Consider the following 23083-nt stretch of genomic DNA (forward strand, 5'->3'; position numbering starts at 1 on the left):
AGGGGGTTTTTTGTTGGGGGGTTACATATATTTATTAATGGATAATTTGCCATCATCCAAGGTGATTTGGGAGCGCGAGATTATGTGGTCCATTCCAGCGCATCAAGGATCTGTGCAATGCCATCCTCATCGTGACGAGGCGCTATAATATCTGCAGCTTGCTTGGTTTTTGGATGGGCGTTCCCCATGGCGATGGCAGTGCCAACCAAGTCAAACATTTCTAGATCGTTTAGGCCATCGCCAAATGCTGCTGCATCTCGAGGCTCGATATTAAGCTTTGCTAACAGCTGCTCGATGGCCCGAGCCTTTGAACTTCTGACATCCAGCACATCCACAGCGTTTGCATGCCAACGAGTGGTTTTGATGCCCTCAGGTAATCTTAAGTGGATGCCTTGTTGTTCTGTATAAAACGCCAAAATCTGATAAATCGGTTCATTCAGTATGTCGGTAGAGTGACGATCGACAAGAATGGGATGAATGTTTAAAGAGCTGAGTGCTGATCGCAAATAATCGCTGTCAGCAAAGTGATAAACTTCGGATTTGGTCATATAAGCGGTCGCAATTTGATGCTTATCAAAGACATCAAAAATCGATATCACCTGTTCAGGCGTCAATGGGTGATCGAATAGCAGCTGATTTTGATATTGATTGTACTGGCCATTCATGGTCAGCAGATACTCGATACCCACTGTGTCTATCAGTTGGCGGATGGGTTTGGGTATGATGCCTAGACTGCGACCTGTGGCGATGGCGAGTATGACGCCCTGCTTTTTAAGTGCCATCAGTGCGCCTTGCACGCTTTTTGGGATGCGCTGCTCGTCTTTGATATATAATGTATCATCAATATCAAAGAAAATGATTTTTGGGCGCGCTGTTTGTTGATCAGTCATGTTTCCTCCAAACAGTTTTGATGCGTCGATAAAGCAGATAACTAAAAATCAGCACCATTAGCAAGACAACATAATGGCTGACGGACTCAATGTATATCCCCACTTTTTCATAATTAGCACCCAGTACAAAGCCAGCATAAGCCAGTAAGGCGCTCCAAATCATCGAACCCATTGCCGTCAGCATCAAAAACGGTAATAACGACATGCGCGCCATGCCTGCTGGAATCGAGATCAAAGAGCGTATCGCTGGAATCATACGCCCAAAAAACACCACAGTTTTGCCGTGTCTATCAAACCATGCTTGGGCGCTGACGATGTCTTTGGGTGTGATTAGTAGATATTTGCCGTAGCGTTCGGTGAGTCGAATGAGCCTGGTTTCATCCAAGCGGCTGCCAAGATAATACAAAGGCAAAGCGCCCAGCACGGAGCCGATGGTGCCTGCGATGATCACGCTGATCAAACTAAGTTCACCGATGGCGGCTGCAAATCCTGCAGCGGGCATGATCAGTTCGGAGGGGATGGGTGGAAAGACATTTTCCAAAAACATCATTAGAGTCACTCCGATAAGCCCAAGCTTATCCATGACCATCAAAATCCACTCGCTTAATTGCATTGGTTGTGCCTGCTATCAGATCATTTGTGTTAAATCGATGATTTTAACATTTTTGGGCGATCTTTGGGCGGTTTTTGTTGCCTTGTTGGTTTTTTGTGTTTAAGATAAATTTAAGGTTTTTGGGCTAAAATAGGCCAAAATTTTATGCTAAAATCAGCTTTTGACATTCATCTGGTAAAATTATGACCAAAATTTTATTGATCGAAGATGATGCGGACATCGCGCGCGGTTTGATCTCTGGCCTATCCATGCAAGGCATGAGTGTGGAGTGGTTTTCTGACGCCAAAACTGGTGAGGCAGCGCTGCATAACGCTGCGTTTGATGCGGTGTTATTGGATTTAAGTTTGCCTAATGGCGATGGCATGCAGGTGCTGGATCATTGGCGCTCAGAAGGCATCACTACGCCTGTCTTGATCATCACCGCACGCGATGCGATTGCCAATCGCGTGGCAGGACTTAATGCTGGCGCTGATGATTATTTGGTGAAACCGTTTGCGCTTGATGAGATGGTTGCCAGAATCTGGGCATTGATCCGCCGCAGCCAAGGCCGCGCTCAATCGTTGATGGAGTTTGGCTCGTTGAGCTTTGATGCGCAAAACCGACAAGCTTTTATTCATGGCAAACCGATTGAGCTTAATAATAAAGAGTTGGCATTGTTAGAGCAGTTTTTGGCAGCACCAAAGATGATCCATAGCCGAGCTGCGCTTGAGGATAAATTGTATGGTTGGAGCTCAGAGGTGGACAGTAACACCATTGAAGTACACATCCATCATCTGCGCAAAAAGCTGGGCAGCGATTTTATTTTAACCAAACGTGGTATCGGTTATTATCTAAACCCCGCATGGCAAGCTGAATAAAAGACTGGATCGTATTTGCCGATCATCTGCCGATGTCGTATTTGTCAAATCTTAATTTATCATAAAACACACATCATAATGCCACTGTCCTTGTTAAAATCATCAAAAAAACCGCTTCCAAACAAACAAGCAAATTATAGCATTCAATCGCGTCTGTTAAAGGTGCTGCTCATCGGGCTGCCAGTGATTTGGCTAGGCGTGGTTGGCACGGTCGGAGTGATGCTATGGCAGCAAATGAGCAAGCTTGGTGATGCCCAGATGATGCAGCTGTCAACCTACATGCTGGCGTCGTCGGTGGAGTTTTATGATGGCGATGACGATGATGCGCTAAGACTGGTGGAAGATGCCAGTTTTTCGCAGGTGCAGACAGCACGGCTGAAAGATTTTGAGGATGAATATACGGGCTTTGCCATTTGGGATGGTGGCGGTCGCTTGCTGATGGCCGATGATAATGGCGAGGAGTTTTTGTTTCGCTCCGATCGGCAGGGCTTTGTTAATACCAGTCGGGGCATCAATCCGCTTGAAGATCGCTGGCGATTGTTGTATGTGCGTGATGAGCAGCATGATCGCGTGTTGGCCGTTGGTCAAAATCTTGAATCTCGTCAAGAGATGATCATGGCAGCAATGCTTGCGCAGCTTTTGCCTGTGGTTTGTGGTCTTTTGTTGTTTTTGTTGTTGGTGTGGTGGTCGATCCGCCGCGGCTTTGCGCCATTAACTGCACTTAGCAAAAACATACAAGCGCGAGATCCTGCAAGCAGCTCACCTTTGGATGTTGGGGTGCCAAAAGAGGTGCAGCCGTTGATCGATGCTTTGAATCGATGGTTTGTTAAAGTCGCCGAAGCCATCAGTCGCGAGGAGCGTTTTACTGCCGATGCGTCACATGAGCTAAAAAGCCCGCTAACAGCGATGAAGCTGCAAGCGGACATGCTTGAGCAGGCGATACTCACCGCATCTTTGGATGAAGCCGATGAGCGTACCTTGTTCGAGCATAGCCTTGCCATCAAAGCTGGCATTGAGCGCAGCAATCATTTGGTCGGTCAGCTTTTGACCTTGGCAAAACTGTCTGCCGATGATCGTCAAGCGATGGTTTTTGATCAAAAAATAGATTGGCAGGCCATCACTGAGACGGTGCTGAGTCAAAGCAATCTGTTTGCGCGTCAAAAGCACAGTCAACTCATCCGCCTGCTCGATGATGAGCCAATGACGCTTTATGGCGATGAGACTTTAATAGAAATTTTATTGACCAATTTGATCGATAACGCCATCCGCTATTGCCCCGAGGGTAGTCATATTTGGCTAGAAATTGGCCGCAGCGCCATCTGTGTCTATGACGATGGCATGGGCGTTGACGAGGCGCATTTGTCGCGGCTAAGCGAGCGCTTTTTTCGTCCTTCAGGGCAGGTGCAGTCAGGCAGCGGTTTGGGTTTGTCAATCGTGCTGCGCATCTGTCAGCTGCATGGCTTGCAGGCCAATTTTGCCAATCGGTATCAAGGCAAGCAGCGCATTGGCTTTAGTGTGACCATCACGCCCAAATCTTAATATGAGGCGATAATCATGCTAAAAACTTGTATTTTTGACAAAATTAGCACAGTTAACCAAAAAAAAGTGTAATCTTATGTAAAAATCGGCGATTTTTTGGCGATTTTTTGGCGATTTTTGCCATTTATCACTTTCACTTATCGATAAAATACGCTAACATATGCTAATTTTTCTCAATGTTAAGTTTGAGCGGCGCTGACTGTGGTTTTTATGGGATCGGATGATTCAAAAAGTCAAAAATTTGCCATCAAAGCCGAGTAAATCGCCGAAATCTTATGCATAAGATTGATTAAAAAAGTTTGACAATCAGCTGGCAACCTATCCATGACCAAACAGTCCATTCAACAATTTGCATTTAAGCCTTGGCAGTCTGCACTGATCATTCTGCTATTGATTGCTGTGTTTGGATTTTTGGCGGTGTATTTGCTCAAAAATGAAAGTGCCAAGCCAGTGGTCATCACAGCCCAAAATCTGTCGGCGGCACAGCATACTGCACTACAACAGGCAGTTGAGCCTTTGGGCGGTGTCCGATTTTTTAGTGCTGATTTAAGTCAGATCCATGATAAGATCAGTCAGCTGTCTTGGGTTGAGAGTGCCAGCGTTTATCGGGATTGGCAAGAGGGCGTGGTGGTCTCAGTGACTCCCAGAAAAGCCGTTGCCAATTTTGGCAGTGATCAGTTGGTCGATGCCAATGGTGTGGTATATCAGCCAGCCGATGGCGCGGAGCTGATGGATACACGCTTGGTGAATCTGCACGGCCGCGACACTGAAGCGATGCAAATCATGCAAAAGCTCAAGCGCATCAATACTTGGTATGCACCTTTGGGTGTGCATGTGCAAGATCTGATTCTCACACCGCGTCAGACTTGGATTGTCCGCTTTGATAATGGCATGCGCATCATGGTCGATCACGAAAACACTGAGCAAAAATTATACAACTTGGCATTACAACTTCAAAGCTCATTGGCCAGCGATTTTCCCAAAATCGACTCGGTGGATCTGCGCTATAAAAATGGCTTTGCCATCGCATGGCGCACTCAGGCTTGATGGCGTGATTGGATTGAATTTAAAATGACATCGTATTTGTTGCGGTGATATTGGGGTAGTTTAAGGAAATTGCGTGACTCTTCAGGTGGTAATACACATCAGTTCCACTGCTGTCTGCACAGCCGTCGGTCAATTTGAGACCAAAGGGGCGGAGAAATATCTAAAAATTGCAGCTGTGGGCTTGGCACACACAGATGCTTATTTTGGCGGTCGTGTGGGTAACCGAGAGCATCTGCTGTCTGCAATTCACAAATCCGTACGCGAAGCCAGTGATATGGCTGGGCTGCAGATCATCTCATCGGCACTGTGTATCGCCTCGCCGGTGATGCAGATGCAAAACATGCAGCAAGCCATTAAAATCGACAGTCCTGATCGCAGCGTAACATCCGAACACATTCATGCTGCCAATCAAGCCATGGCTGCCAAAATTGCTGCCGAAGATCGCGCAGCTTTTCAAATTTGCCGCCAGTTGATTTTTTTGGATGATTATTTTGTTCAAGATGCCAAAGGATTGATGACTGATGAGATCTCGGTGGCAAGTCATGTGATTGATATGCCAGCACATCAACTTAAACAGATGATTGGCCTTGTCGAGCAAGATGATCTGCGGGTCGATGTTGGGATTTTTGATGGCGTGGCAGGCGCAGAATACGCGCTTAGCCAAGAAGAAAAACAAGCAGGCGTCTGCTTTATTGACATCGGCGCTGGCACGACCAAAGTATGTATCTATAAAGATGGCGTGCTGATTTATAGCCGCTGTCTTGAGATGGGTGGCGTAACTGTCGATATGGACATCGCCAAAGAATGCGGCATCGCGCTCAGTGATGCTGACAGCTTTAAGCGTCAAGAAGGCACACTCAATCGCCGCAAATACAGCCCTGGCGCTGTCGTCACCTATAAAAAGCACACCAAACACGAAAAAACCATGCTCAGACGAGAACTTAATCAGGTGATCGAGGCGCGATATCGCAGGCTGTTTGATGAGCTGATTGGTGATATCGATGAGTCGCTGCTGGTGAGCTTGGATGCTGGCATTGTGTTGGCTGGTGGTGGCGCGATGATGGATGGCTTGCTGGATTTTGCTCGTAATCAACTGGGCATCAAGGCTCGCATGATCACAGGCAATCCATACATCAAGCTTGATCCTGAGCATTTGACCGATGACAATATTAAGTTATTAAACAAACATTTGTCGGACAACACATTGCATACAGCCATTGGTGCTTTGTTGTTCATGGGCAGCACACAATTTGCCCAAGATCAACAGATCGAAGAGATGCAAGTCGCTAAACAAAACTGGTTTAAAGAGTCTTGGGTAAAAATCAGCACGCTGTTTGCGCAGTTTTCGGCGTGGATTCGACGAGTTTTTTAATAAAATTTTGCTGCTAGTGGCTTGATGGCTATTGATTGAGTTTTTACTCAGTGGCATGACAGATAATTTCTTAAAAATTTCTGCGCGTAATGGCTTGAGCAGCTTGCCAAAAATGCCGATTGTGCGTACAATGGTACTATACATTTTTAATTTTACATTTTATCGGAGTTAGGTTATGAAATACGGAATGGCTGATGAATTTCAACCAGAAACCAACGGTCAAGCACGCATCATCGTATTCGGTGTCGGCGGCGGTGGCGGCAATGCCGTGGAGCATATGGTTCGCCAAAACATTTCTGGCATCACTTTTGTCTGCGCCAATACCGACCTACAAGCTCTGAACAAACTGTCTGCACCAAATAAAATTCAGATCGGTGCCGATGCCACGCGTGGCTTGGGTGCAGGCGCCAACCCTGAAGTCGGTCGTAATGCCGCTGAAAGCAACGAAGATGAGATTCGCGCCATGCTTGAGGGCTATAACATGGCTTTCATCACCGCAGGTATGGGCGGCGGTACAGGCACAGGCGCTGCCCCAGTGGTGGCGCGCATCGCCAAAGAAATGGGTATCTTGACAGTGGCTGTCGTCACCACGCCATTTACCTTTGAAGGTAAGCGCCGCGCAGCAGCAGCGCGCAATGGCATTGATGCACTGACTCAGCATGTCGATTCGATCATCACCATTCCAAATGACAAGCTGACCCAAGCGTATCGCAACCTAACCATGGTCGATGCCTTTAAAAAGGCGGACGATGTGCTATTGCACGCGGTAAATGGCTTGACCGAAACCATCGTCAATCCTGGTATGATTAACATTGACTTTGAAGATGTGCGCACTGCAATGAGTGCCAAAGGCCATGCGATGATGGGTATCGGCCGCGCCAGTGGTACCAACCGTGCTGCTGAAGCGATGGAAAAAGCGATCCGCTCACCACTGCTTGATGACCTAAATCTGCGCAATGCTCAAGGTTTGATCATCAATATCATCGGCTCTGGTGTGAGCATGGATGAGGTGATGTCGATCGTTGCCATTGGTGAGGGCATGATGGATGAAGACGCGCATGTATTTTATGGCTTGGTCGAAGATCCAGACATGGAAGATGAAATCCATGTGACTGTGGTAGCTACAGGCTTGACAGTCAATGATCAGCCAGCGCCGACCAAAGTAAAAGTCGAGCCACAGCCTTCATTGGATCAGCATACCAGTGCATTGGCTGAAGAAAATCGCCAAGCGCCAACTGTGCGTCAAAGCTCACCAAAGCCAATTAGCGTCGGTACATTCCTACAAAGAGAACAGCAAAAAAACAGCTGATTGACTTTAAAGCCCTGCCATGCGGTGGGGCTTTTTGATGGACCGTATTGCCATATATAGCCAGATGATCTCAACCCTTTGCCGCTTTGATATTCATGACAAAAATAGATTTACACACTCACAGCACCTGCTCTGATGGTACTAATACACCGACCAGACTGATCGAACTTGCCAAACAAGCCGGCATCGATCTGCTCGCCTTAACCGATCATGATACTGTGGCAGGACTAGAGGAGGCGCGCAGTGCCGCCGATGCTGCTGGTATTCGACTGATAGATGGGGTGGAGATCAGCTGCACGCATACGCTGTCAGGCGGCTATGGCAAGCATCAGCAGATCGACAAGATCATCCATGTGGTCGCATTAAATTTTCATGACATCAATCGGATGCATCAAGCGCTGCAAAGTCTGCAAGACAGCCGCCATCAGCGCGGTCAAGCGATGGTCAATAAGCTGTCAGAGCTGATCGATGATGGCAAAGCGGCTTTGCAAGAGCGTCTATGGCAGGCAGTGTTGGCGAAAGTCGGTGGTAATCCGCGTGCAGTCGGTCGAGCGCACATCGCCCAAGTGCTGTATGAGATGGGGTTTGTGGGATCGGTACAAGCGGCTTTTGATAAATATCTGGCGGATAATAAGCCTGCTTATGTGCCGATCCAGACCATCAGTATGGCCGAAGCTGTGGCGCTGATCCATGACTGCGGTGGCGTCGCTGTGCTGGCGCATCCGACACGCTATAAGCTGTCAGCGACGCGTATCCAAAGACTGATCGCTGACTTTGCTGAGTGCGGCGGTGATGGCTGTGAGCTGCCCAATGCCGAACCTGTCAGCACGGTGGATATGGTCAGCCGAGCCATCGCCAAGTATGGCCTGCTCGTGTCTGTTGGTAGTGATTATCATGGCGCCAATATGCCGTGGCGAAAACTTGGCGCAACCGCCACTCCCCGAGTGGATCAAACAGGTGTTTGGTCAAGATTTTGATACAATCTGCGCTATTTAATTTTAAGTTCAGTAAACGATGCTGTACTAAAAATCGGATGGACGCAGCTTTAAAGCATCCAAACAAACGCCCATCTCAAAACCCCGATATTGCAAAAATCGCAACTGCCGTGCTTTTTCTTTGGGCGTGGTGGGAATGCTGTCGCCATATTTTCTGGTGCGCGCTTCGACAGCAAGCCGCAGCCAGTCTACTTCCTCGCCATCATCATCAGCCAATGCTGTGCCATCTGTGAGGCTATCGATACCAGCTTGCTCAATCAATACATCCAGTGAGTCTGGCAGGGCGATGTGCGCTGACTTTAGCGCCTGACGGATGTGGATTTTGCCGCGACCTTTGCGGATGCTTTCGCGAATCAACATCGCAGCACAGCGCTCATCAGACTGATAGCCTTTTTCGGCAAATTCTTCGATGAGTGCATCGATGGCGACAGGATCGCAGTCTTTGGCGAGCAGCTTTTGGCGCAGCTCATGTCGGGATAGTTCACGGTTTGATAGATAATAAAACGCCAGCCAGCGCATGTAGTTGGTCGCGCGATCATTGATAGCCAGTGGCTCGATCGCGACATCAGATAGGGCGGCAGCAAGCTTGTCGGTGATGACGGCATTGGTTTGGCCTTGTTTGGCATCATCGAGCAGGGCTTTGATTTTGGGTGTGTCATCATGAGCTTGGCGACGACGGCGAATTTTGCCGATCGCTTTGGGCTGCTGTACTTCATCAGCGCAGGTTTGTTCATTTGATGCTGTGCTTGGCTTGGGCTGTGTCTGATGGCTAGGTGTGTCATGTGCATCAGCTGCTTGATGGGACGCGGGGTTTGTTTGTGGCTGATTGGTTGTCTTTTTGGCGGTGTGCTTGACGGAGGCTGGTTTTTTGGTGCGCAGCTGTGGTTGTTTAAAAGCTGGCTTGGTGGTCGTGAGCGCATAAAAATTGGACGCATCAAGCACGGTCGGCTGATACGACTCGGCAGAAACAGGCGACTCGCCCATTTCTGCCAAGATTTCAGATAAGGTTTTGATGGTCATGGTTGATTAGACAATGACTAAGCTTGATTAAAAGGCGCCGCCATCTTCCATGCCTTCGACAAATTCAGGCACCTCATCAGGCTCGTCTGCAGATGGCGCAGGCTGGGTGGCAAGCTTAGCTTCACGCACCTTGGCCTCGATCTCAGCGGCGATGGCAGGGTTTTCTTGTAGGTATTTGACGGTATTGGCTTTACCTTGGCCGATTTTGCCGTCGCCATAGCTGTACCATGCGCCTGATTTGTTGACAGCACCGATGTCCACACCCAGATCGATGACCTCGCCCAAGCGGTTGATGCCCTCACCGTAGAGGATTTGGAATTCGGTTTGGCGAAACGGAGGCGCCATTTTGTTTTTGATGACTTTGACGCGCGTTTCTGAGCCGACGATTTCTTCGCCCTCTTTCACGGCACCGATACGGCGAATGTCTAAGCGTACTGAGGCATAGAATTTAAGCGCATTACCGCCAGTGGTGGTCTCAGGTGAGCCGAACATGACACCGATTTTCATACGGATTTGGTTAATAAAAATCACCATACAGTTTGAGCGCTTGGCATTACCGGTGATCTTGCGCAAAGCTTGGCTCATCAGACGCGCTTGCAGACCCATGTGGCTGTCGCCCATTTCGCCTTCGATTTCGGCTTTTGGGGTGAGGGCGGCGACTGAGTCCACGACGATCATGTCGATGGCACCCGAGCGCACCAGCATGTCAGCGATCTCAAGGGCTTGTTCGCCATTGTCAGGCTGTGAGACCAATAGGGCATCGATGTCCACGCCCAGTTTTTTGGCGTAGATCGGGTCGAGTGCGTGTTCAGCATCGATGAACGCACAAGTGCCGCCTTGCTTTTGGCATTCGGCGATGGTTTGCAGGGTCAAAGTGGTTTTGCCCGAGCTTTCGGGGCCGAAGATCTCGATGATACGGCCTTTTGGCAAGCCGCCAATACCCAAAGCGATGTCTAGACCCAGTGAGCCTGTTGAGACTACATCCACATCCAGCTTGGCAGTCTCATCACCTAAGTGCATGATGGTATTTTTGCCGAACTGCTTTTCAATTTGTGCCAAGGCAGCCTTGAGTGCTTTTTCTTTATTTTCGTCCACAGTGGATTCCTTTGATGAGGGCAGTGCGTCTGATAGCGCTTGCCGTATGAATAGTCAAGATGATTAATTATAACATACAATAGCACATTAGATCGAAAAAATCATCTGCAAAAACCCGAACTTGATGGCGCAGATCTGGGCGTCAAGTTTTTGGCGCCACACTCATCGGATGCGTCTTTTGCCTTATTTAAATGATGTTCAGCCATCGATCAGCCATGGCAGTCGGGTGCATTAACAGACCAGCTATTGGCATAGGCATGGAGGAAAGTCATGAATGCTGTGATCGCAGGCGTGACAGATCGTCGCTTGTGGGTGTAGAGCATGAATCGGCGGCTGATGATCGGGGAGGCTAAAGGAATCATCACTAGCCCATGCTGATCCACCCAATTTTTGGCATAAGGCATGGCGATGCTAAGACCAAAGCCCTTTTGGGTCATGCCCAGCGCTGTCGATAAAAAATTCACCTGATAATCAGGGCGAAATAGGCGATGGCTGATCTCTTTGGGCAGCTCATCGATCAGCTTTTGGGTGAAATTCCCCCGCAGCGTGGTCACAGGCTCATCGATATCATCCCAAGCCACCCATTGTCGATCGGCAAAGGCGTGGCAAGGCGGCACCACCAAACAAAAATCAGCAGAAAAAAGTGCACTGGCAGCGACATCTTGGATCAGCACGCGCTCAGGCCCGATGCCGATATCCGCCTCCAATGACTGCACCCGGCTGATGACCTCTTCGATGGAGCAGTCCAGTAGAGTCACTTGAATGTTCGGGTGCGCTTGGCGAAACTGATGAATCAAACCTGGCATCGCTGATGCAGCCAGCTGCTGTGAGACCGCCAGACGCACTTTGCCTTGATCGAAATCTTTGAGATCATCAAGTTCATTGCCTAGCAGTCTTAGCTCGCCCAACACCCGAAATGCATAAGGCAGCAGCCGCTCGCCTGCACCAGACAGATGCAGCTGCCGTGTGGTGCGATCAAACAACTGCACCCCCAAATTTTTCTCAAGCTCTTTGATAATACCGCTTAATGATGACTGTGTCAGATGCAGCTCATCGGCAGCTTTGGTAAAGCTTTTATATTCGGCGATGGCCACGAAAGCTCTGAGTTGTCGCAGGGTGATATTCATTGAATCATCCGATAAATAAAAGAAAAAAACTGTTTGTCTAACATCTTTGCTTATTCTATGATAAAGCCATCAGCTTGGCAATGATGGCGCATCAATCTTTTAGATTCTGTGGATTTGATGAGTTTTTCGCATTTTTGCCAGACTGCTTTGCGATTAATATCTGATCAAAATTTCATGATAATCATCTGGGATATGGAGGAAATGTAATGGATTTATTTGATAACCCAATGGGATTGTGTGGCTTTGAATTTGTGGAATTTGCAAGTCCGACACCAAATGTGCTTGAGCCATTATTTGAAAAAATGGGCTTTACGCTCGTTGCCAAGCATCGCTCAAAAGATGTGCTACTGTACCGTCAAGGCGGCATCAATTTTATCGTCAATCGTGAGCCGAAGTCTGAGGCGATGTACTTTGCCAATGAGCATGGCCCATCGGCGTGCGGTATGGCGTTTCGGGTGCGTGATTCGCAGTTTGCGTATCAGCGTGCCATTGAGCTGGGTGCTCAGCCTGTACAGATTCCGACATCGGTGATGGAGCTTCGCCTGTCTGCGATCAAGGGCATCGGTGGTGCGCCTTTGTATTTGATTGACCGCTATGAGGATGGCAAATCGATTTATGATATTGATTTTGAATTCATCGAAGGGGTGGATCGCCATCCAGTTGGTTATGGCTTTTCGGTGGTCGATCATCTGACGCACAATGTCTATCGTGGGCGTATGGATTATTGGGCGAAGTTTTATGAAAAATTGTTCAATTTCCAAGAGATTCGCTATTTTGACATCAAAGGTGAATACACAGGATTGACCAGTCGTGCGATGACTGCACCAGATGGCTTGATTCGCATTCCATTGAATGAAGAGTCCAAGCAAGGCGGCGGTCAGATTGAAGAGTATCTGATGGCGTTTGGCGGTGAGGGTATTCAGCATATTGCATTATTGACCGATGATTTGCTTGGTGCGATTGATAAGCTTAGAGCCGCTGGCATTCCGCTGATGACTGCGCCTAATGATGCCTATTATGAGATGCTTGATGAACGCCTACCAAATCACGGCGAAGATGTCAAAGCACTACAATCTCGTGGCATTTTGCTTGATGGTACAACCGAAGGCGGTCAGCCACGCCTATTATTGCAGATTTTCTCAGAGACGGCGCTTGGCCCTGTATTCTTTGAATTTATTCAGCGTAAAGGCGATTATCGCGAAGGTTTTGGTGAGGGTAACTTTAAGGCACTGTTTGAGAGCCTTGAGCGAGATCAGATCCGCCGTGGTGCTTTGGCGGTGGAGTGATTGATTATTTTTTAGAAAAAACTTAAAAGGATGATCGGCACCCATCAGCACTGGAATTGATATTAATCGATGTGGTTGATGGGTGTTTTGCAATGGATAGCAAGTGATCAAGTAGGGATATATCACCATTTGTGCGATATTTATCAAGTTTTCTGTGAGTTGGGTGTATCAAAGTTTGTTATAGTAAATGACAGACACACTTTTGTGATGAATATCCATAGCTGCTTAGCATGGCTCGTCGATTGACAGTCGTGGTATCATGGTAGATTGATTGGCTTTTGCCACTTTGCTATCCATTTTAAGCGTTAAGGATATGGATATGAACGAACACAACAAACACGAACCATTACTTAAAATCAGCCCAAGTGCCGCCGTACCGATGGCAATCGTGATGGTCATCATCTTGGGCGTGACGATGATTGCTTGGGGCTGGGTACCGCATCTATCGCTACTGCTTGTGATTATCGGCTTGATGATGTTTGGCCTGATAAAAGATGTCAAATTTGACGCCATGCAAGACAAGATGATCAGCGGTGTCGGGGCGGGCATGGGGGCGATTTATCTGTTCTCATTCATTGGGCTATTGGTATCGGCTTTGATGATGTCTGGGGCGATTCCGACGCTGATTTATTATGGCTTTGGTATTTTGTCCGCTGATTTGTTTTATTTATCAGCATTTGTCTTATCAAGCATCGTCGGCATTGCACTGGGTAGTGGCTTTACGACTTGTGCGACCATTGGGGTGGCGTTTTTGGGTATGGCGGCAGCGTTCGGTGCAAACCCTGCCATCGTCGCAGGTGCAGTGGTGTCTGGTGCATTATTTGGTGACAAAATGTCGCCACTGTCTGACACGACCAGTATCGCAGCATCGATTGTTGGTGTGGATTTGTTTGATCATATCAAAAATATGATGTACACCACCGTACCAGCTTGGCTCATCAGCGCAGGGCTGTTTTGGTTCTTATCCAGTGGTCAGCTGTCGGCAGATCTGATCGATGTCACTGTGTTAAAAGAGCAGCTCATCACCAGTGGCTTGGTTCATGGCTATGCTTTGTTGCCATTTGTGGTGCTTGTTGTGTTGGCAGTGTTAAAAGTCAACGCCATTTATACCATCTCAGCGACCATTGCCGTGTCATTGGTGCTGACCTTTACACACAGCAGTCCAAGCTTGTCTGAGTTGGGCGGTTGGTTCTTTGCAGGCTATGCACCTGCGGAGAATCTGGCGCTTGGTGATGTTGGCAAAATCGTCAGTCGTGGCGGACTACAAAGTATGTTCTTTAGCCAAATTTTGGTGATTTTGGCATTGTCGTTGGGCGGATTACTCCAAGGCTTGGGCATCTTGCCTGCACTGCTTGATGGGATGCGTCATCTATTGACCAAAGCAAGTCGTGGTGTGGCAGCGGCAGCCTTCACATCACTTGGCATCAATGTGCTGGTTGGTGAGCAATATTTGAGCTTATTATTATCGGGTAATGCATTTTTGCCTGAGTATAAGCGACTTGGACTACATCCAAAAAATCTGTCACGCACCATCGAAGATGCTGGCACGGTCATCAATCCGCTTGTGCCATGGGGCGTGTACGGCGGCTTTTTGGCAGGGGCATTTGGGATGCCTGTGGTGGCGTATCTGCCGTATGCGTTCTTTTGTTATTTGTGCTTTGTGTTGACGCTGTTTTTTGGGTTTACGGGCTTTACCATTACCAAGCTTGATAAGGCATGAAGATCAAGTCAGTTACAAGCTTGGCCATCAAGCAGACCCAAAGCCCACTTGGATTGTGATGTTAATTTACTTCTGATTAAGGATGAATGATGAAACTCTACTCATATTTTCGCAGTTCAGCATCGTATCGTGTGCGTATTGCTTTGGCACTCAAAGGATTGGATGCTGACATCTTGCCAATCAATCTGCTCAAAGGCGAGCAAAAAAGCGATGATTATCTCGCCATCAATCCCCAAGGGCTGATACCTAGCCTGCAAGTCGATGATACCGTGCTATCGCAGTCGCTTGCCATCATGGAGTATTTAGAAGAAGTGGATAACACTGTGCCACTTTTGCCAAGTGATCCTGTGGCTCGAGCAAGCGTGCGAGCGATGTCGCAGCTGATTGCCTGTGAAGTGCATCCGCTGAATAATTTACGCGTGCTTCAGTATCTCACTGGTGAGCTGGGTGTCGATGATACGACCAAGGTGACATGGTACGCGCACTGGATTCATCAAGGCTTTGCATCACTTGAAGCCATGCTAACACAGCACGCAGGTCAGTTTTGTTATGGTGATATCCCAACGATGGCAGACTGCTGTCTGATACCACAGGTTTATAATGCCAAGCGGTTCAATGTTGATTTGTCCAATTATCCTACCATCATGCGGATTTATGAGCATTGCAACAGCCTGCCAGCTTTTATTCAGGCCCAGCCTGAAAACCAAATCGATCATCAGTAATCATAATGCGCCAGAGTGATTCTGGCGCATTTAGCTTGCATTGATTGGTGGCCATCATAGCGCCCAAGTTTGGCAAATCTTCGAGGATATTGCGATCATCAAAAAAAGTTATCCACAATTTTATCCACAAATTTGTGGAAAAATCGTGAAACCAAAAAGCCTGTTATTTTGGGGAAAATATTTTGATTGATTTGTCAATATTTGGCAGTTAAAATCATAAAAATTTTTATAAGTATATGATTTTTAATGATTTAAAATATGATGATTGAATTGGTTAAATTTTGTACAGTTGCAGCCAAGCCAAGATGGATACACGCTTTGATGACCAAAAGTACGCCGATTTTAAAAAGTTATCCACAGTTTGTGTGGAAAAATATCACCAGCCTAATGATCATCAGGGATGGCGCAAGTGGATAATAGACTTGCAGGCATTTTACTCTGAGTCACGCTCAAATCCACCGACAAAAAAACCACCAACTGATCGCTTAAAGCACCTCCAAAATCAGCGATGTTTCACAAAATTGTCATCAAAATCTCTTGGGTCATCTATAAGGCTGCCATTGGTTGAAGTGAGGGTCTTGGGTGTCTGACACCAAAGCATGACACAAAATGTGGTACAATGATTGGATTGGCAGTGTGATGCGATGCGATGGGCGCTCGCTGAATCACTGTAAGTTCATATCATAACAAGGATCACCATGAGCAGATATCAAGCGGCGATCACCCAGCTTCAAGCGCGTTTTGATCGCCAGTTATCGACCAATCTCACCGTGCGACAGCAGCATGCGCATACCACCACTTGGCTGAATAACCAGCCTGCTGATGCGGTGCTGACTGCCAAGAATAAATATGATGTGGCAGATGCCGTAAAAATTTGTGCAGAGCATCAGATGCCTGTGGTGGCTTTTGGGATTGGCTCATCACTTGAGGGTCAGCTCAATGCACCACAAGGCGGTCTGTGCATCGATATGTCGCAGATGGATCAGGTACTTGAGGTGAGTGCTGAAGATCTCACCGCCACAGTGCAAGCAGGCGTGACGCGTGAGGCGCTCAATCACTATCTGCGGGATACAGGCTTGTTTTTCCCGCTTGATCCAGGGGCGAATGCCACCATCGGCGGTATGGTCGCGACACGCGCCTCAGGCACCAATGCGGTGCGTTATGGCACGATGAAAGATGTGGTGCTATCCTTAGAGGTGGTAATGCCTGATGGCCAGATCATCAAGACCGGCAGCCGCGCCAAGAAATCATCGGCAGGCTATGATCTGACGCGTCTGATTGTCGGTTCTGAAGGGACGCTGGGCATTGTCACGGAAGTGACGGTCAAGTTGTTTGGCCAGCCTGAGGTGGTGGGCAGTGGGCTATGTCATTTTCCCAGCATTGATTTGGCATGTCAGGCGACCATCGCCACCATACAGATGTGCCTGCCGATCGCACGCATCGAGCTGCTCGATCCTGTACAGATCCGTGCGTGCAATCAGTATTCACAGCTAAATCTGGCAGAGCAGGCGACTTTATTTGTCGAATTTCATGGCACACAGCAAAGTGTGGCCGAGCAGACGGCGCTGTTTGCCGAGATCATCGCGGACTTTGGCGGCGCTGATTTTAGTTGGCATAGCGACGAGGCGGCACGCAAAAAGCTGTGGACAGCCAGACATCATGCGTATTTTGCCGCGTGCGCCTTAAGACCTGGGGCTAAGGGTCTATCCACCGATGCTTGCGTGCCGATCTCACGACTGGCCGACTGCGTCACCGCCACTCAAGATGACATCATCGCCTCTGGCATGCTGGCACCGATCGTCGGTCATGTCGGCGATGGCAATTTTCATGTGCTACTCTTGGTCGACACCAACAATCCTGATGAGATCAAAAAAGCAGAAGAGATCATCGGCAGACTGGCGCATCGCGCCATCGAGATGGGTGGCACTTGCACAGGTGAACATGGCGTCGGGCAGGGCAAGCGCAAATACATGGCCGCAGAACATGGCGAGGCGCTCAAAGTGATGCGCGCCATCAAGCAAGCCATCGACCCAAATAACATCATGAACCCAGATAAAATCTGGCCAGATGAGCTGTAAAACTGCCGCCTGCCGATCGTTTCGTCATCAAGCAGGCCTGACGATGATCGAGCTGCTGACAGTGCTTGGCATCATCGCGGTGATGGCGATGATCGCGCTGCCTGCTTATGACAGGCTGATGCAGCGTTATGAGTCGCACAGCGTCGCTCGCCATATTCAAGAGGCCATCCGCCGCGCCAAAATCGAAGCGGCGCTGCACCAAAAAGATGTCATCGTCTGCATCGTTAATGATGCAGGTGTCTGCGATCGCTTCGGTCAAAACGCTTTGATGGTGTTCGTCGATAAAAATCGCAACAACCGCCCAGATGCTGCTGATGTGATGGCGCTCAATCAGCCTTTGCAGCTACAGCACGGCATGCTGTCGATGAATGTATCTTTGTCGCGTCATTACATCAAATTTATGGGTGATAATGCCAAACCGCGTGGCCACATCGGTAATATCCGCTACTGTAGCCACGCCAAAAACAGCTCTTTGGATCATAAAATGGTCATTAACATGCATGGCTTGGTGAGAGTAGAGCGCGGCGATGTGGAGAATTTAAACTGCTGATCACCAAACAACTACCCAAAGCGGCTAACTGTGATAAAATGGTCACAAAGTGGTGAGTTGGCATAAGGCAGACTATGGCGGTAGATTTTTCAAATACATTAATCGTGGCGATCTCGGCGACGGCGCTGTTTGATTTGGCAGAAAATGAAGCCAAATTGGCCGAGCTTGTCGCCAAAAATAAAGACACGGCAGCACGCAAGTTTCAGGCCTATCAGCAGGCGCGTGAAAATGACATCCTACAAAAAGGCTCGGGCTATCCACTGATCGAAGCCTTATTGAATCTCAATCAGTATCAGGACAATCAGCACTATGAGATTGAGTCGCCATTTGTTGAGGTGGTGATCGTCTCCAAGTCATCCCCAGACATCGGTATTCAGGTGTTAAACTCGATCCGTGCCTATAATCTTGGCATCACTCGTTCGGCATTCATTTCGGGTGATTCGGTGGCAAGCTATATCAAGGATTTTGATGTGGATCTGTTTTTGACCACCAACCATGACGATGCCCAAGCGGTCGTCGATGCCAAAATCTGTGCCTGTGCGGTGCTTGATGCCACGCCTGTGCCGATGGATGAGCTTGATACCGAGCAGCTGCGCATCGCTTTTGATGGTGATGCGGTATTGTTCGACGACTCAGGCGAGCTGGTGTTTAAGCAAGAAGGTCTGTATGCTTTTCACGAGCGTGAGACGCAGATGGCAGATATGCCCATCGAAAAAGGCCCTTATGCAGATTTTTTAATAAAACTTTCAAAATTACAAGCCAAGCTGCCCAATCAAAGCACCGATGCACCACACAATCCGATCCGAATCGCTCTTGTGACTGCGCGCAATGCACCAGCAGATATGCGTGCGATCAAGACCTTGCGAGAGTGGGGCGTGACAGTCGATGTGGCGTTTTTCTTGGGTGGGCTTGATAAGACAGGCGTGCTAAAAACCTTTGCACCGCACATCTTCTTCGATGATTCGATCAAGCATATCGATGCAGCGCGCTCGGTCGTGCCATCGGCTTTGGTCCCTTATCATTCTGAATCCCAGCTTAATATTCTGGCGCCTCAAGCAGTGCCTGATATGGAAGATCAGGCGTTCACCCCAGTCAAAAAATCAAAGGCAAAACCATGATGAAATCCGCTCTTAAAATCGCCATCGTATTGGCATTGGTGCTGATTCCAAGACGCAGCAGTAGATCCGTCAAGCCCCACCGAAAAGACAAACGCCATGCTACAGCTGATTGATACACATACGCATTTTGATGTGCCTGAATATGATGGGTTTCGTGCCAAGATGGCTGATAGCGCTTATCAACAAGGCGTGCGTCATTTGATTTTGATTGGCTTTGTTGCCAAATATTTTGCGCAAATGGTCGCTGCCAATGATGAGATTAATGGGCTTGATCGCGCGCCAAAGTCGCATTTGGCATTTGGATTACACCCTTTATATATCCAAGAACAGCAGCATAAAGATTTATACATTCTTGAAGAATTTATAAAAAATCATAAGCCAATCGCGCTCGCTGAAATTGGCCTCGATACTTATCCAAGTGAATTAAAAGAGCCAACAATTTTTGCTAAGCAAGAGCTGTTTTTTATTGAGCAGATCAAACTTGCCAAAGCATATGAATTGCCGATTTTATTGCACATTCGCAAAAATCACGCCGATGTGTTGCGACTGCTTGAGCGATATCAGTATCATGCGCATGAACGGGGCGGTATCGCACACAGTTTTAGCGGTGGCGAACAAGAAGCTTTGGCCTTCGTCAAGCGGGGCTTTAAGCTTGGCATCACAGGACAAATCACCAATCCCAATGCCAAAAAACTGCGTCGCGCTGTGATGGCGGTATTTGCCAAATATGGGGCGGATGCTTTTGTGATTGAAACCGATTGCCCTGATATGATGCCACTGCCGTGTCAGCATTTAGGCAGTTTTAATGAGCCTGCCAATTTGCCTTATGTGCTGGATGAATTATCCAGTTTGTTTAATATATCTAAAGATGAATTGGCACAAATTTTGTGGAATAATAGTTGCCAAGCATTACGAGTTGATTGGAAATATCATGACCCAAATTGATGATTATGAACGCCGTTTCACGGGTGTGCGGACGCTGTATGGCGATGCATTTGACAAATTTACCAATGCCATCGTCTATGTCATCGGCGTCGGTGGCGTCGGTTCGTGGGCGGCCGAGAGCCTTGCGCGTACAGCGATTGGCAAAATCGTGCTTGTGGATATGGATGTACTGGTGGCCAGTAACATCAATCGCCAGTTGCCTGCACTGACGGACACCATTGGCGAGAGTAAAATCGATGTGATGGCAGATCGCATCCGTGGGATTAATCCGAAGATTGAGCTTGAGTTGATTGATGATTTTTTGACACCTGAAAATGTGACATCGATTTTGCCAAACAAGACACAAGCACAAGCTTTGGCAGCTGATGGTAGGCAGGTGGTTGTGCTTGATTGTGTTGATGATATGGCGGCGAAATTTGCCATCGCCATGCATTGCCGATACCACAAAGTCCCATGCATCGTCTCAGGTGGTGCAGGGGCGAAATTTGACCCAACACGGCTAAAAATTGCTGATTTGCGTGATGTCACCCAAGATCCACTACTTGCCAGACTGCGTGCCAAACTACGTGAAAAAGGCATCGCCAAAGGCGGCAAGGCAAAATTTGGGCTAAAATGCGTCTATTCGGATGAGCAGCCGACGGTGAATAAGTCTTGCCAAGCAGGGCTTAACTGCGGCGGCTATGGCTCGGCAGTGGTGATGACGGCAACAGCGGGCATGGTGATGGCAAGTACGGCACTGCAGCTGGTTGCTAAGAAATAAATATAATTTCCAGAAATTCATACTGGTAAGCAGTGCAAAACCAAAGAATTAAGTGACGGCGCCCGTGCCATATCCCAAGAAATCATATCGCAACTTTCTTGGAATTGCCTATGAGACCAAGGCTTGCTTTCTCAAATAGCAAGCTTTTTTAATTTTTAGTGTATTATATAGATATTGACTAATGGTATGTTAATTGGTATCATTAAAAACATCAAGAATAATCATTTATAAAAAACATTATGCATCCAATGATATACGAAAATTATTCCGAACCAGCCCCTGATAGCATCAGATTGCTAATCAATCACATTTTTGAAATTATTAATAGTAAGAGTGATGATTTTAGCAAATCAAGAAATTATAAAATCAGAGGTGCTAATAGAATCATTCAGCACCTGTTGCGCTGTCGCTATACAGCAGAATGGCTAGAAAAACTGATATTTTTATTCATTCTTCTATTGGCGTGTTTTATTCAAGCTAATAAAAAACCAAAACACTTTTTCAAAAGAACCAATCTAAACAATGAGCCAACATTCTTAGTTGCAAGGCTAAGCAGCCCATTGTTTAACGAACCTAAGGAGACCCTATGCTTAACACCATCCACAGCAAATACATTGCAAGCATCAGTGAATTTAAGAAAAGTCCAATGGATGCTTTAAAGATTGCCAATGGTGAAGCTGTTGCCGTGCTTAACCGTAATGAGCCAGCATTTTATTGTGTTCCAGCTGCACTATATGAAAATATGCTTGACCTTATTGAAGATCTAGAACTTTCTCAAATTGCAGAGGAGCGAAGAAATGAACCTAGAATTAGAGTAAATATTGATGAGTTATGACTTAGCTTTCACAGAATCAGCCCTAAAAGAATTTTCAAAGCTGAATGACAATATTAAGAACCAGTTTAAGAAGAAGCTGATGAGTATTTTGGAAAATCCAAAAATTCCAAAAAACAAGCTTAGCGGTTCTCATGCTGCCAATTTGTACAAAATCAAACTTAGGACCGCTGGTTATCGATTGTTATATGAGGTCATTGATAACGAAGTTGTGGTTTTGGTAGTTGCTGTCGGAAGAAGAGATAAAATATACAAAAAGATCAATGATTGATGGGTGTAATAAGCGTGTACTGGTACAGACCAACATAAAAAAGTGAAAGTAGTATAAAAAATTGGGCGTATCATCGGATACACCCAATTTTTTTTATGCAGGTGAATGATTATTCAGCACGCAATAGGTCGTTTAGACTTGTTTTGGCACGCGTTTGTGCATCGACTTTTTTGACGATGATGGCAGCGTATAGGCTGTATTTGCCATCTGCTGATGGTAGGCTGCCTGGTACGACGACAGAGCCTGCTGGTACACGGCCATAGTGGATTTCGCCAGTTTCACGATCGTAGATACGAGTTGATTGACCGATATATACGCCCATTGAGATGACTGAACCTTCTTCGACGATGACGCCTTCGACGATTTCAGAGCGAGCACCGATAAAGCAGTTGTCTTCGATGATGGTTGGGTTGGCTTGTAGCGGCTCAAGTACGCCACCGATGCCGACACCGCCTGATAGGTGGACATTTTTACCGATTTGAGCGCATGAACCGACAGTCGCCCAAGTATCAACCATCGTGCCTTCATCGACATATGCGCCGATATTGACATATGATGGCATTAGTACGACATTTTTGGCTTGATAGCTGCCGCGACGAGCGACCGCAGGTGGGACGACACGCACGCCAGCTGCTTTAAAATCTTCTTCGCTCCAGTTGGCATGCTTGGTAGCAACTTTATCAAAAAATTGCAAATCGCCTGATTGCATTGGGGCGTTGTCATTGAGTTTGAATGAGAGTAGTACAGCTTTTTTTAGCCATTGATGCACGACCCATTCACCGTCGATTTTTTCGGCGACACGGTATGAACCATTATCAAGACCTTCGATGGCTTGTTCAACAGCATCACGAATCTCGGCTGATACGGTTTCGGCGGTGAAATTGGCACGGTCTTCGAACGCTTGTTCGATGATGGCAGCTAGATTTGACATAAAATT

At 47.4% G+C, this 23083-nt stretch carries 22 protein-coding genes; 16 read left to right on the plus strand and 6 right to left on the minus strand.

What is annotated here, in order from left to right:
* Positions 1-80: 80 nt before the first annotated feature.
* Positions 81-890, minus strand: coding sequence for a Cof-type HAD-IIB family hydrolase (locus B0681_RS05465; RefSeq protein WP_078317747.1), 810 nt, complete (start codon positions 888-890; stop codon positions 81-83).
* On the minus strand, positions 883-1503 hold the full coding sequence (locus B0681_RS05470; protein WP_228143869.1) for a DedA family protein: 621 nt from the start codon (positions 1501-1503) through the stop codon (positions 883-885). The genes B0681_RS05465 and B0681_RS05470 overlap by 8 nt, the downstream gene beginning before the upstream one ends.
* 182 nt (positions 1504-1685) lie before the next feature.
* On the opposite strand from B0681_RS05470, the gene B0681_RS05475 reads away from it, so the two are divergent.
* From B0681_RS05475 to B0681_RS05500, 6 genes are all read left to right on the plus strand, one after another.
* Entirely contained in the window at positions 1686-2360 is a 675-nt protein-coding gene (locus tag B0681_RS05475) for a response regulator (protein WP_078317748.1), read from the plus strand.
* 90 nt (positions 2361-2450) lie between these two features.
* On the plus strand, positions 2451-3899 hold the full coding sequence (locus B0681_RS05480) for an ATP-binding protein (RefSeq protein WP_228143870.1): 1449 nt from the start codon (positions 2451-2453) through the stop codon (positions 3897-3899).
* A 324-nt stretch (positions 3900-4223) separates the two neighbouring features.
* Positions 4224-4946 (plus strand): cell division protein FtsQ/DivIB, encoded by a 723-nt coding sequence (locus B0681_RS05485; RefSeq protein WP_078317750.1) that lies wholly within the window; start codon positions 4224-4226, stop codon positions 4944-4946.
* 73 nt (positions 4947-5019) lie between these two features.
* Positions 5020-6318, plus strand: a complete 1299-nt coding sequence (gene ftsA, locus B0681_RS05490) for a cell division protein FtsA (RefSeq protein ID WP_078317751.1) — start codon at positions 5020-5022, stop codon at positions 6316-6318.
* A gap of 187 nt (positions 6319-6505) precedes the next feature.
* A complete protein-coding gene (gene ftsZ, locus B0681_RS05495) occupies positions 6506-7627 on the plus strand; it encodes a cell division protein FtsZ (RefSeq protein WP_078317752.1) in 1122 nt (373 codons plus the stop codon).
* 95 nt (positions 7628-7722) lie between these two features.
* Positions 7723-8604 (plus strand): PHP domain-containing protein, encoded by an 882-nt coding sequence (locus B0681_RS05500; RefSeq protein WP_078317753.1) that lies wholly within the window; start codon positions 7723-7725, stop codon positions 8602-8604.
* Positions 8605-8649: 45 nt separating this feature from the next.
* On the opposite strand, the gene B0681_RS05505 is transcribed toward B0681_RS05500, so the two are convergent.
* The 3 genes from B0681_RS05505 to B0681_RS05515 all read right to left on the minus strand — a co-directional run bounded on the left by B0681_RS05505 (position 8650) and on the right by B0681_RS05515 (position 11864).
* Positions 8650-9642: a regulatory protein RecX gene (locus B0681_RS05505; protein ID WP_228143871.1), complete on the minus strand. Its 993-nt coding sequence runs from the start codon at positions 9640-9642 to the stop codon at positions 8650-8652.
* 27 nt (positions 9643-9669) lie between these two features.
* Positions 9670-10737 carry a recombinase RecA gene (gene recA / locus B0681_RS05510; protein WP_078317754.1) on the minus strand — a complete coding sequence of 356 codons (1068 nt, stop codon included), beginning with the start codon at positions 10735-10737 and terminating at the stop codon, positions 9670-9672.
* Between the two features lie 209 nt (positions 10738-10946).
* Positions 10947-11864 (minus strand): LysR family transcriptional regulator, encoded by a 918-nt coding sequence (locus tag B0681_RS05515; protein ID WP_078317755.1) that lies wholly within the window; start codon positions 11862-11864, stop codon positions 10947-10949.
* A 206-nt stretch (positions 11865-12070) separates the two neighbouring features.
* Here B0681_RS05515 and hppD point away from each other — a divergent pair, with 206 nt between their 5' ends.
* The 10 genes from hppD (at position 12071) to B0681_RS05565 (ending at position 22146) form a co-directional block, all read left to right on the plus strand.
* Positions 12071-13150 carry a 4-hydroxyphenylpyruvate dioxygenase gene (gene hppD / locus B0681_RS05520; protein ID WP_078317756.1) on the plus strand — a complete coding sequence of 360 codons (1080 nt, stop codon included), beginning with the start codon at positions 12071-12073 and terminating at the stop codon, positions 13148-13150.
* A 319-nt stretch (positions 13151-13469) separates the two neighbouring features.
* A complete protein-coding gene (locus B0681_RS05525; protein ID WP_114144958.1) occupies positions 13470-14870 on the plus strand; it encodes a Na+/H+ antiporter NhaC family protein in 1401 nt (466 codons plus the stop codon).
* An 89-nt stretch (positions 14871-14959) separates the two neighbouring features.
* Positions 14960-15592, plus strand: a complete 633-nt coding sequence (gene maiA / locus B0681_RS05530; protein ID WP_211271510.1) for a maleylacetoacetate isomerase — start codon at positions 14960-14962, stop codon at positions 15590-15592.
* Positions 15593-16290: 698 nt separating this feature from the next.
* Complete coding sequence (locus B0681_RS05535) at positions 16291-17670, plus strand: FAD-binding oxidoreductase (RefSeq protein WP_228143872.1); 1380 nt, start codon at positions 16291-16293, stop codon at positions 17668-17670.
* Entirely contained in the window at positions 17660-18220 is a 561-nt protein-coding gene (locus B0681_RS05540) for a GspH/FimT family pseudopilin (protein WP_078317760.1), read from the plus strand. Before B0681_RS05535 ends, B0681_RS05540 begins: the two co-directional genes overlap by 11 nt.
* Positions 18221-18294: 74 nt before the next feature.
* Positions 18295-19338: a 5'-nucleotidase gene (locus tag B0681_RS05545; RefSeq protein WP_078317761.1), complete on the plus strand. Its 1044-nt coding sequence runs from the start codon at positions 18295-18297 to the stop codon at positions 19336-19338.
* A gap of 96 nt (positions 19339-19434) precedes the next feature.
* Positions 19435-20283 (plus strand): TatD family hydrolase, encoded by an 849-nt coding sequence (locus B0681_RS05550; RefSeq protein WP_078317762.1) that lies wholly within the window; start codon positions 19435-19437, stop codon positions 20281-20283.
* Positions 20270-21043, plus strand: a complete 774-nt coding sequence (locus B0681_RS05555; RefSeq protein ID WP_078317763.1) for a tRNA threonylcarbamoyladenosine dehydratase — start codon at positions 20270-20272, stop codon at positions 21041-21043. The genes B0681_RS05550 and B0681_RS05555 overlap by 14 nt, the downstream gene beginning before the upstream one ends.
* A gap of 586 nt (positions 21044-21629) precedes the next feature.
* On the plus strand, positions 21630-21878 hold the full coding sequence (locus B0681_RS05560) for a type II toxin-antitoxin system Phd/YefM family antitoxin (RefSeq protein ID WP_078317764.1): 249 nt from the start codon (positions 21630-21632) through the stop codon (positions 21876-21878).
* Positions 21868-22146, plus strand: coding sequence for a type II toxin-antitoxin system RelE family toxin (locus tag B0681_RS05565; protein ID WP_078317765.1), 279 nt, complete (start codon positions 21868-21870; stop codon positions 22144-22146). The genes B0681_RS05560 and B0681_RS05565 overlap by 11 nt, the downstream gene beginning before the upstream one ends.
* 109 nt (positions 22147-22255) lie before the next feature.
* Here the strand turns inward: B0681_RS05565 and dapD are convergent, their stop codons facing one another.
* On the minus strand, positions 22256-23077 hold the full coding sequence (gene dapD, locus B0681_RS05570) for a 2,3,4,5-tetrahydropyridine-2,6-dicarboxylate N-succinyltransferase (RefSeq protein ID WP_078253236.1): 822 nt from the start codon (positions 23075-23077) through the stop codon (positions 22256-22258).
* Between the last annotated feature and the right edge of the window lie 6 nt (positions 23078-23083).

Source organism: Moraxella porci DSM 25326, from assembly GCF_002014855.1.
Lineage (GTDB): Bacteria > Pseudomonadota > Gammaproteobacteria > Pseudomonadales > Moraxellaceae > Moraxella > Moraxella porci.

Excerpts from the sequence above, each read along its gene's own strand:
- ftsZ (WP_078317752.1), top strand. The coding sequence starts at position 6,506 with ATGGCTGATGAATTTCAACCAGAAACCAACGGTCAAGCACGCATCATC.
- maiA (WP_211271510.1), top strand. The coding sequence starts at position 14,960 with ATGAAACTCTACTCATATTTTCGCAGTTCAGCATCGTATCGTGTGCGT.
- B0681_RS05535 (WP_228143872.1), top strand. The coding sequence starts at position 16,291 with ATGAGCAGATATCAAGCGGCGATCACCCAGCTTCAAGCGCGTTTTGAT.
- B0681_RS05470 (WP_228143869.1), bottom strand. The coding sequence starts at position 1,503 with ATGCAATTAAGCGAGTGGATTTTGATGGTCATGGATAAGCTTGGGCTT.
- B0681_RS05565 (WP_078317765.1), top strand. The coding sequence starts at position 21,868 with ATGAGTTATGACTTAGCTTTCACAGAATCAGCCCTAAAAGAATTTTCA.
- B0681_RS05560 (WP_078317764.1), top strand. The coding sequence starts at position 21,630 with ATGCTTAACACCATCCACAGCAAATACATTGCAAGCATCAGTGAATTT.
- B0681_RS05555 (WP_078317763.1), top strand. The coding sequence starts at position 20,270 with ATGACCCAAATTGATGATTATGAACGCCGTTTCACGGGTGTGCGGACG.
- B0681_RS05540 (WP_078317760.1), top strand. The coding sequence starts at position 17,660 with ATGAGCTGTAAAACTGCCGCCTGCCGATCGTTTCGTCATCAAGCAGGC.
- B0681_RS05505 (WP_228143871.1), bottom strand. The coding sequence starts at position 9,642 with ATGACCATCAAAACCTTATCTGAAATCTTGGCAGAAATGGGCGAGTCG.
- B0681_RS05465 (WP_078317747.1), bottom strand. The coding sequence starts at position 890 with ATGACTGATCAACAAACAGCGCGCCCAAAAATCATTTTCTTTGATATT.
- B0681_RS05550 (WP_078317762.1), top strand. The coding sequence starts at position 19,435 with ATGCTACAGCTGATTGATACACATACGCATTTTGATGTGCCTGAATAT.
- B0681_RS05545 (WP_078317761.1), top strand. The coding sequence starts at position 18,295 with ATGGCGGTAGATTTTTCAAATACATTAATCGTGGCGATCTCGGCGACG.
- B0681_RS05485 (WP_078317750.1), top strand. The coding sequence starts at position 4,224 with ATGACCAAACAGTCCATTCAACAATTTGCATTTAAGCCTTGGCAGTCT.
- dapD (WP_078253236.1), bottom strand. The coding sequence starts at position 23,077 with ATGTCAAATCTAGCTGCCATCATCGAACAAGCGTTCGAAGACCGTGCC.
- hppD (WP_078317756.1), top strand. The coding sequence starts at position 12,071 with ATGGATTTATTTGATAACCCAATGGGATTGTGTGGCTTTGAATTTGTG.
- B0681_RS05515 (WP_078317755.1), bottom strand. The coding sequence starts at position 11,864 with ATGAATATCACCCTGCGACAACTCAGAGCTTTCGTGGCCATCGCCGAA.
- B0681_RS05500 (WP_078317753.1), top strand. The coding sequence starts at position 7,723 with ATGACAAAAATAGATTTACACACTCACAGCACCTGCTCTGATGGTACT.
- B0681_RS05525 (WP_114144958.1), top strand. The coding sequence starts at position 13,470 with ATGAACGAACACAACAAACACGAACCATTACTTAAAATCAGCCCAAGT.
- B0681_RS05475 (WP_078317748.1), top strand. The coding sequence starts at position 1,686 with ATGACCAAAATTTTATTGATCGAAGATGATGCGGACATCGCGCGCGGT.